This is a genomic window from Puniceicoccaceae bacterium (genome assembly GCA_040224245.1).
In the GTDB taxonomy this organism is placed as follows: domain Bacteria; phylum Verrucomicrobiota; class Verrucomicrobiia; order Opitutales; family JAFGAQ01; genus JAKSBQ01.
Map to the genome: position 1 here is coordinate 21,426 of JBEGIR010000035.1, position 8,980 is coordinate 30,405.

Annotated in this window: 8 protein-coding genes; 1 reads left to right on the top strand and 7 read right to left on the bottom strand. The window is 54.9% G+C overall.

Features of this window, described 5'->3' with window-relative positions:
• Positions 1 to 142 precede the first annotated feature (142 nt).
• The 5 genes from ABQ298_06175 to ABQ298_06195 form a co-directional block, all read right to left on the bottom strand.
• Complete coding sequence (locus ABQ298_06175) at positions 143 to 1,168, bottom strand: lysylphosphatidylglycerol synthase transmembrane domain-containing protein (GenBank protein MEQ9823952.1); 1,026 nt, start codon at positions 1,166 to 1,168, stop codon at positions 143 to 145.
• Complete coding sequence (locus ABQ298_06180; GenBank protein MEQ9823953.1) at positions 1,165 to 2,430, bottom strand: glycosyltransferase; 1,266 nt, start codon at positions 2,428 to 2,430, stop codon at positions 1,165 to 1,167. The genes ABQ298_06175 and ABQ298_06180 overlap by 4 nt, the downstream gene beginning before the upstream one ends.
• Positions 2,431 to 2,515: 85 nt before the next feature.
• Positions 2,516 to 3,919, bottom strand: coding sequence for a HAMP domain-containing sensor histidine kinase (locus ABQ298_06185; protein ID MEQ9823954.1), 1,404 nt, complete (start codon positions 3,917 to 3,919; stop codon positions 2,516 to 2,518).
• A complete protein-coding gene (locus ABQ298_06190) occupies positions 3,916 to 4,590 on the bottom strand; it encodes a response regulator transcription factor (protein ID MEQ9823955.1) in 675 nt (224 codons plus the stop codon). Before ABQ298_06190 ends, ABQ298_06185 begins: the two co-directional genes overlap by 4 nt.
• Before the next feature lie 24 nt (positions 4,591 to 4,614).
• A complete protein-coding gene (locus tag ABQ298_06195) occupies positions 4,615 to 6,363 on the bottom strand; it encodes a right-handed parallel beta-helix repeat-containing protein (protein ID MEQ9823956.1) in 1,749 nt (582 codons plus the stop codon).
• 98 nt (positions 6,364 to 6,461) lie between these two features.
• Here ABQ298_06195 and ABQ298_06200 point away from each other — a divergent pair, with 98 nt between their 5' ends.
• The gene (locus ABQ298_06200; protein MEQ9823957.1) at positions 6,462 to 7,193 is read left to right on the top strand and encodes a hypothetical protein; all 732 of its coding nucleotides are present in this window, start codon (positions 6,462 to 6,464) and stop codon (positions 7,191 to 7,193) included.
• Positions 7,194 to 7,763: 570 nt separating this feature from the next.
• On the opposite strand, the gene ABQ298_06205 is transcribed toward ABQ298_06200, so the two are convergent.
• Together ABQ298_06205 and ABQ298_06210 are read right to left on the bottom strand one after the other, a co-directional pair.
• Positions 7,764 to 8,027 (bottom strand): Txe/YoeB family addiction module toxin, encoded by a 264-nt coding sequence (locus ABQ298_06205; protein ID MEQ9823958.1) that lies wholly within the window; start codon positions 8,025 to 8,027, stop codon positions 7,764 to 7,766.
• On the bottom strand, positions 8,024 to 8,458 hold the full coding sequence (locus ABQ298_06210; GenBank protein ID MEQ9823959.1) for a type II toxin-antitoxin system Phd/YefM family antitoxin: 435 nt from the start codon (positions 8,456 to 8,458) through the stop codon (positions 8,024 to 8,026). Before ABQ298_06210 ends, ABQ298_06205 begins: the two co-directional genes overlap by 4 nt.
• Positions 8,459 to 8,980: the final 522 nt, after the last annotated feature.

The window sequence follows — 8,980 nt, forward strand, 5'->3', positions numbered from 1 at the left end:
TCATCATCGACATTTCTGCGATCACGTTGAGTCTCTTTCCTACAAAACCGCATCGAATAGAGTGCATAGGGACAATACCCACAGCCATTCCCACGATCAGAATCCAAAAGTTATCGATCCTGCAAAGCAGTCGCTTGCAAGTTCACTTCGCAAACAACGTTCTGGCATTCAGCAAAAAGGCTCCGCCACCGCCCATCAGATAAAGGTAATACGTGAAAAACCGCCAGATCACGACCGCAAGTGTGGCACTCTGGACACCCACCAGTGGCGAAAGGGCCACCGTAGAAAGTACCTCAACGGATCCACCTCCTCCCGGAAGCACTACTACCAGTCCGAGCAGGAACAGGCTTCCCTGAAGCAGCATCAGCAAAACCGGGGGTATGGACTGACCCAGCAAAACGAAAATCACCACCAGTATGCCGTAGCGACAGGTCCATTGCACACTCGCAAACAATAGCACCCACAAGTAATCCATTCGATGACTCGAGCCCACCATGCGCGCGCATTGCTTGACCGACTGTAGGTGTTCGCTAACGGTTTCAGCCAGACGACTCCACCTCGCCCTCCAGATGTAACGATACCTGGCCGGTATCCAACTGCGCATTTTCTCACGAACGCTCCACGCGCAACACCCGATCAGAACGCATGCAAGCAATGCCAATGCAAGCAGCCCTGGAACACGCCAGTTCAGATCCCACTGAGCTGCCAGCCCAGCCAGCTGCCAGATTCCCACCGGAGTCAATATCGCGAAAAACAGTAAATCCGCCACCCAGTCCGCAGTCATCATGGCAGTGGATGCCGCATAGGGAATGCCCTGCTTCTTCTGGAGTGCGACTCGCGTCACCATGCCTCCAAACCCTGCTGGAGTCGCTGCAATCGCAAACTCCATCGAAAGCGTGATTCCCACTGCTTTTACCAGTCGGATGGGATGCCCCACAATATGGGAAAGCCGCCAGGTCCTCAATCCATTGCAGATCCACGCCGTCACAACCATCAACACAAGCGACAGCACCCCTTTGGCAGGCAGTACCGCCAACTGGCGCCATTCAAACGAGGGCGTCGTCAATTTCAAAAGCAGAAACCCGATCGTTGCCGAGCAGAGCAGGCCGCCGAGGGCATAACTCAACCATCGACGCAGGCGGGGTGGCGAGGGTGACGGACAATTCATGGTGTTGTCAGTTCTCCCTGGTTCTGCAAATTTCCCCGATACACCTGAAGAGCAACGTGCATCCAGCGCGCAACCGTGCGGTCGAGATTTGCGCGCTGTTCCAGCTCAGAGTGCATGCGATTGCGCTCTTCCATACCGTGGGGTCGTTTGAGCACCGCTTCAATCGCATCCGTAAATGCCGCCAAATCCCCTTCCCTTACCAGCAGGGAGCGGCAGGAATGACGACAGGCTTCCTCCAAACCAGACTGGTGAAATGCAACCACCGGAGTTCCACAGGCCAGGGATTCGATCACGGACAAACCAAAGGTTTCATTGCGTGCCGGATGCGCATACACATCTGCGGCTGAGTAGGTAGCTGCAAGCACTTCGGGATTTGCTCCATAGGGTAGCCACTTTGTGAAAATGCCCTCGCGCAAGCAGAGACGCTCCAGTGCGGCCTTTTCCTCCCCATCCCCCATGATCACGAGTTCGGCATCCGCCATGCGCTGCTTCAGTTGCACAAAACTTCGAATCAAGAGGGGCAGGCGTTTCTCACGTGCCAATCTGCCAACAAACAACACAACAGGCTGATCGGGGCGTATGCCCAGATTTCTCCGCACCCATTCCCGATTTCCACGGGGATAAAACACCCGTGGGTCAAAGCCCAGTCCCACGTTGAGAACGGGCGTGCGTAGCCGGGCGCGCCAATAGCGCTCATACTTTTCTGTCGACACCAACACCGCATCTGCTCGCTCGAAAAGAGACCTAAGATAACGGCCAACAGTTCGTTCAAAAGCCGTTGCAACAAAGTCCGGCCCCACCTTTCGCAGGGATCGATGCCAGGCGCGCGGATAGTCCGAATGGTAAAACAACATCACACGCGTTGAACGATGACGCGCCCATCGCAAGGCAATCCAGGCACTTTGATAGGGGTCGGCCACCTCGATCAGATCGGGTTGAAATGCATCCCATTGGGCCCGGATCTTGGCCGGATTGGTAAAAGTGCGATAACTCTTCGACCCGGGTAACAGCGGGGATTGAATCTGTACGAAGCGCGTGCCCTCTTCCGTCCAACTGCGATCTTCGGGACCTGGTAAAATGATCAAATGCTGCACTGCACCCATCTCCCGAAGCTTTCGTGCCTTGTCCGTGATGTAACGACGAATTCCCCCACTCAACGGGCTGTGAAACTGCACCAGATCGCAAACCCGAAGCGGAAGCGGTGAAGCAGCGGACTCCCTCACGACATCAGGGGGGTGTGGCAGACTCACGACGGTATTCATGCCATCATTCTATCAGAGGATTCTGACAGAATTCGGGACGCTAGTCTGACAAAATTGTCAGAATTGAGCTTTAGATCCCCTGGATTCAGGTCGAAACTGCGAGGGGTAGTTTTAGTAAAAACACCGTCAGTTCTCCATCGGATCGAAGCAGTTGCACCGTGCCACCATGGGCGCGTGCCACTTCCATCGCAAGGTTGAGTCCCAAACCCAGTCCACGTCTGGTACCCTCCACAGCTGCCCCATTGCCGCAAAAGAAGCGATCAAAGATGCGTTCCCGATCTTTCTCCGAAATGGCCCTCCCACGATTCCGGACCTGCAGTTCCACCCACCCTTGATTGATTTGGCAATCGAGTTCGACACTTGATCCGGGATTGGCGTGCTCGACCGCATTTTTGAGCAAGTTGTAGAGTGCGAGCCGTATCAGGCGTTCGTCACCACTCAACCAGCCCTGGCCCGTTCCACTGAGCCTGGCCGTCACCCCATATGCTTCTCCCATGGCGGAGGCATCTTCCACCAAATCACTCAGGATCGGTCCCAGGCGCACCGTATGGGAAATCTGCAGCAGCGATTGTTCGTCCGCCTTTGCCAACACCACCAGTGCTTCAACAATCTTGCGCATGCGATTGGTTTCTCCCATGAGCTGATCCAATTCCTCGCGTGAGAGTCCGCCTTCCGCTGCAGCATCCACCTTCTGTGCCAGGATGCCATGCATGACCGTAAGGGGGGTTTTGAGTTCGTGGGACGCATCCGCGCTGAAGCGACGCGCCTGAAGGAAGCTGCGGTTGAGGCGATCCATCATGTCATTGAGAATGGCAACCAGTGCCTCCACCTCCACAGTCGCATCGCGGATCGAAATGGCGCGATTGAGTCCACTCGCATCAGTTTGCTTTGCCTGGCGCGCCAGAGAATCGAGCGGATCGGTGACGCGTCGTGCAAGCACGCTGCTGGCGATGATCGAGGCGAGAACCGTCACAGGCAGCATCACCAGAAATGCAATGAGGATCTGCCAGAGAGACTCGTCCACCTGCGCCAGATCTGCGGCCATGTAGATTCGGAAGGCCCGATTTTCGTAGCGGGCGACCCGAAGGGTGCGACCTTCCGACCACAGGGTCTGAAACCGTTCTGCGGGTTTGCCCTTCTCCAGTTCCTCATCCCGTTCATCCAGATAATCTGCGATGAGGTGGGTGTAGCGTGGGTTGTCAAAAAGTGCTTGGTTAGTGACGGTTTCAAGTCGGAGTATGCGAACTGGATTCTGCTCATCAAAGAGCGTGAGCAGCACTGGAAGTTCCTGCTGCCCAAGCGATGCACTCTGCTGCGAAAGACTTTCCAGAATCTCCGGGCCGAGGAGTTCCAACTGGGCATCTACCGTTCGTTTGAATCCGTAGCGCAGGTGGATGAGGGTTCCTCCGACAAAGACCACCACGGTGACGAGGTTGATCAAGAGGGACTGATAGAGGATGCGGGTTTGCAGGCGAACTTTTCGATTCATGGCTCAAGGCGCAGGCTGTACCCCACTCCGCGAATGGTTTGAATGAGCCGGGGTCGCCCATCCCGTTCGATTTTTTTCCGCAGTCGTTTCACATACACATCCACGAGGTTATCATTGACATCAAAATAATACCCCCAAACGTGCTCGCAAATCTGAGTGCGCGAGAGCACGCGCTCTGCGTTGCGCAGAAAATACTCGAGCAGGGCAAATTCCCGGTTTGTCAATTCAATGAGTTCGCCAGCCCGCAACACCTCGCGCTTGCTCAGATGCAGGCTGAGGTCTTCAAAGCTCAACACCGTGAGGATCTCTGATTTCGCGCGACGCGCCAGCGCACGGACCCGAGCGGAGAGTTCTTCAATGTGAAAGGGTTTTGTGAGGTAGTCATCCGCACCGAATTCCAGTCCCTCCACACGCTCCACCAGCGACGAGCGCGCTGTGAGCAGTAGCACTGGGGTATGCACCCCTTGTTCACGAATCGCGCGCAGCACACTCAAACCATCCCTTCCCGGAATCATGATGTCGAGAACCGCCAAGTCAAAGCACTCCCGCAACAGACGGTCCAGCGCGAGGGTCCCCTCGCGTTCGGTGCTGACCAAAAACCCATCGGAGCTGAGACGTTTGCTCACCAGATCTGCGATGCGCTGATCGTCTTCCACCACAAGGCATTTCATGGCAAGTTTCCCGGGAGTTTCGAATTATGGCTTTCGCACGGGCACGTAGGCACCCGGAAAAGGATCGGAGGATTCCAGTCCTGCAGCGTTGCTCAGGGCATCCGCCAGCCTGACCCCAGCGTCCATTCCGCTGGCCCCCGCCCGGGGCTGCATGCGCTTGAGTGAGACGGAGCGCAGCAAGGTTTGGCCCTGCAAAAACTCAGCCCGTCCGTGACGCTCAAATTCAGGGTATGCGGATTGCAGATCGTGCAAACTCCCGATCACCTCGCTCGGTTCCGGTGCGGGATATCCGCTTCGACCCCAAGTCCAGAGAGGGGTGGGCACCGCCACGCTTGCGTAAAGGTTTCCATCGAGTTGTGCAAGTTGCGGCTGTCGGGCAATCGACTCAACTCCTTCCTGCTCCCGAACCTGGATGAAGCCAGCAGACATGACACGATCCGAAAACATCAGGTTGTTCTGCACCTGGTGGCGATCCCGGTCCGCTACGGAAGGTCCCGCACTGGCATGCCATCCAAAATGATCACCCGCTTCCGAGCTGCGCAGCGACCGGTTCACCTCAATCGCACTGTTGACAAAGGTGTTTTGAACCACCGCTACATCCGCACTGTTGAGCAGTCTCACCCCGGGTCTGCAGTCCACAAACACATTCCGTGCACAGATCGCCCCTTCCGAAATTTCAAAAAAGAATCCGTCATTGGTGCGTTCCACCCAGTTGTTGACAATCAATCCGTGGCGGTTGCCGACATCATACCAGATACCGCTGGCATGGGGATTGTCGATGATGAGATTGTCCCGCACCACCACATGGTGCGATTGATTGAAAATCTTAATTGCCGATGCGTAATAACCCCTGATTGGAGCATGGGAGTTTGTGCGAGTCACCACATTGCGCTCCAGCAGCACGTTCGCGGAGTTGATCACGTAAATGCCCTCGGTTCCGCAATCTTCAACCCGGCAATGGCGCATGGTAAATCCATCTCCACGAAAATAGCCCGCCACACGCGAACAGTGGGATATCGTCAGGTGCTCCAGCGTTGTGCCAACGATATCCTTGCCAAAATCAGACGGATCCATGGGTTGCTGCGGCTCAATACCCTCCACCAGCAGCGCCAGTCGAGCGTAGCGTGTGAATGTGATACCGCGAATCGTCGGTCCCTTCCCGTCATTGTCACGTCCATGCACCCGTCGCAGGGTTCGCACCATGGCACTGTCATGGGCCGTTATTTCAATCGCATGCTGCTCTGGATCGAGGCCGATGTAGACTCGGCCTGCTGCGTAATCGATGAAATAGGAATTCGCATCCACCTCATCCACCGAACCCGCACTCACGAGGCGTCTGCCATCCGCAAATACCATGTCGTAGTTGAAGCGATGCAGCGGCGTGGTATCCACATGACGCTCCGCCCGCCACCAGTCTGCAGGAGCTGCCGGAAACAGGTGTTTCCACGTGGTCACCCAGTGCTGATCACCCTGCAGCGTCCAGTCTGCCGCTGGCAGCGTGCCCGTGAACACAGGCTGTTCCGATCCGTAGGGCTGCAGTAGAATGCCCTGATTGAATCGCAGGCTTCCCGTGCGGTAAAGTCCACCGCGCAGGAGAATGGCATCCCCGGTCGTCGCCATGGCAATGGCGTTTTCAATCGTAGTGGGATGGGTAAGCTGATCCCCATCACTTTGCGGGTCTCCATCGGGAGCCACATGGATCAATCGCACGCCCTCGGGAATGGGATAGATCTGGTTCAACGGTCCATAGGGACCACCCGAGGGTTGAGCCACCAACAACGTGCATGCACATGCAGACGCAGACAAAAGCATTCGGAACAGAAGCAACAGGGTTTGACGCATGCCATGGAATCTTGTGAAATCCATGCTCTATGCCAATCAAAACCCGTCGTTTTCCAATCTGGCTGCTCGCTTTGCCCGCCATCTTGCTTCCCTCCCTGCTCACTGCTACCCCTGATGCATTGCCAGTGCCTGTGGTAGCCGCCGCCATGCAGGTGAATGGAACCACCCAGCCGTCCGCAGCAACGGCGAACCTCAGCATGGAAGCAGCACTGCAGGCAGAAAGCGCTGCATTGCATGCCAATTCTTCCCTGCAGGAGTCGGTCCGTTTGAGGGCATTTCTCGACACTTTTGGCCTGCATCCAACATCAACACAAGCACCGTCCGGTTCTCCTCTGGAGGGAGTGGCGCACTATTCCGAACAACTGAAGCAACATCTGGCCTGGCTCGAAACGAATCCTTCCGCCTATGAAGAGGTGATTCAACGCGCCTACCAAACGGTGATCTATCGCGATGCCTATGAGGAAGAAATCGAGTATTGGATGCAGCGGAGCCGGCAGAGCTATCTGGTCTTGGTCGCTTGCATTGAGGACTGGGCGCGGCGCAATCAGCCCGGATTGATGGTGACCACAGGGACCGCCACCGTTTCCGTGAACTGTGAATTTCTCACCACACTCCCGCTTGACCCCGAACTCGCCCAACAAGTCCGAAACGCACTGCAGCTACCCTCTTCAGCCCTGGTTCTGACACCGGGTGCCGATTCCATCGCGAGCAGTGGAAACATCCCCTTCTTGCTGGTCGCAGGTTCCGATCTGCATCACTGACGCGATTCTGTGCGTTCCTCCCATTTGCTCCGTCCACATCCCCATGCTTCACCTTTGATTGCGTGAAACTTCCAGTGCTCATGCACCGTCTCAAGGTTGTGAGGCCAGTCCTTCTGTGGTTCCTTGGGACAGGACTCATGATCAATCCCTCCCCCAGTGAATTTCACTCTGGGAGGAGGGGGCGATCCCCCTTTGTGCAGATCAAAGTCATTTTCCCCAGAACTGCCAATACCTCCTCAACCGAGCCGAATTCACATAAATTCGGACCCTTCTTCCCACCACACGCTGCAAACCTCCCCTCAACCGTAGCCGGATTCGGCAGAATTCGGACCGTCGTTGCCGTCCGAGAGTCCAATATGTGAATCAGTGACCGCTTTTTTATGCCAATTCTTGTTAAAAGCACTGATTATCAATCACGTTTCCGTAGGACTCGCGTTCACCGCGATGCCGCATCTTGTGAGGTAACGGAGGTCTCCGGCTAGCGAATACCCTACGTTTCTGTTCAGTGAACAAAACCAGAATCAGTAATACATTTACATGGTTGCTCCAAGCCTCTTGATGCAGATTGACTTATTCGTAGTGAGTCCACATTCGAAGAACTCGAACAACTTTCTCCTCTTCGAATACTTCGTAGACCATTCTGTGCTGAATATTGATTCTTCGAGAGTAGCAGCCTTTGAGGTCGCCGACGAGAGATTCATATCTTGGAGGATTTTGGAGGGGGTCATTTTCGAGGATGTTGAGAATTTCCTGAGCTTTATCTTTTAGGTTATTTTTCTTTAATTTTTTGGCGTCTTGTTGGGCCTGCTTGGAATAGACGATTTTGTAGCTCACCAGTCCAGCTCCTCACTGCAATTCTCAATCTTTTCTTTTCTCGCTTCTTTGACGGATTCGAGCATTCCCGGAACCGAGCTGAGATACAACGTTTCTTCGATCGATTTCCAATCGTCCTCGGATATCAAAACAGCGTTCCCTCTTTTTCCAGTGATCTGGATGGGCGTATGGGATTCGTTGGCCTCGTCGATTAAACGGTAAAGGGTATCCCTGGCTTTTGTTGCTGAAATTGTCGTCATGCACAAAACCGTACGGAAAAACGTTCTTTTTTTCAATTCTTTTCCAACACCGTTGACGCCGCCTGTAGAGAACTCCACTCTGATGATCTCCCTGAGAACAACTCCATGCAAATGCGAAAAAACCCTCGCCCCCTCCCCTGATCTGCTTCGCTTCACACCTCCACAACCAAACTCCGAAGAATCCGGACTCATCCCCCTCACTCTGCCAGCCTCCCCTCAACCGAGCCGAATTCAGCAGAATTCGGACCCTTCTTCCCACCACACACCCAAGCCTCCCTATCAACCGTAGCCGGATTCGTGAGAATTCGGACCCTCGTTGCCGTTCGAGAGTCCAATATGATGAACCATTGAACCCTATTTTCCACAGCGCCAGAAAGCGTTTATGTCCCCGACTTGTCGGGGTTTTTGCAGCTCCGATGAATCGGAGCGTTTTGAGTTCGGTATCTGCCGAATGGTGTTTGATAAAATCCTGAGTTCAGTCTCAAAACAAACATTCGCATGACTTCGCACCTCCCCAACCGTAATCGGTGGAATCCGGACGCATCCCCCTCACTCTGCCAAGCCTTCCCTCAACCGATAGGGGTAGGGATGGCTCATTGAGTTGAGCCACCCCTCCCTCCGAACCGGACGTGCGGATCTCCCGCATCCGGCTCTCCAGTCAGTGGTTTGCTCTTCGTAGAGACTGGATAGCTTCCACCTTGGCCTGTTCCAGGC

Excerpts from the sequence above, each read along its gene's own strand:
- ABQ298_06175 (MEQ9823952.1), bottom strand. The coding sequence starts at position 1,168 with ATGAATTGTCCGTCACCCTCGCCACCCCGCCTGCGTCGATGGTTGAGT.
- ABQ298_06180 (MEQ9823953.1), bottom strand. The coding sequence starts at position 2,430 with ATGAATACCGTCGTGAGTCTGCCACACCCCCCTGATGTCGTGAGGGAG.
- ABQ298_06185 (MEQ9823954.1), bottom strand. The coding sequence starts at position 3,919 with ATGAATCGAAAAGTTCGCCTGCAAACCCGCATCCTCTATCAGTCCCTC.
- ABQ298_06190 (MEQ9823955.1), bottom strand. The coding sequence starts at position 4,590 with ATGAAATGCCTTGTGGTGGAAGACGATCAGCGCATCGCAGATCTGGTG.
- ABQ298_06200 (MEQ9823957.1), top strand. The coding sequence starts at position 6,462 with ATGCCAATCAAAACCCGTCGTTTTCCAATCTGGCTGCTCGCTTTGCCC.
- ABQ298_06210 (MEQ9823959.1), bottom strand. The coding sequence starts at position 8,458 with ATGAGTCCGGATTCTTCGGAGTTTGGTTGTGGAGGTGTGAAGCGAAGC.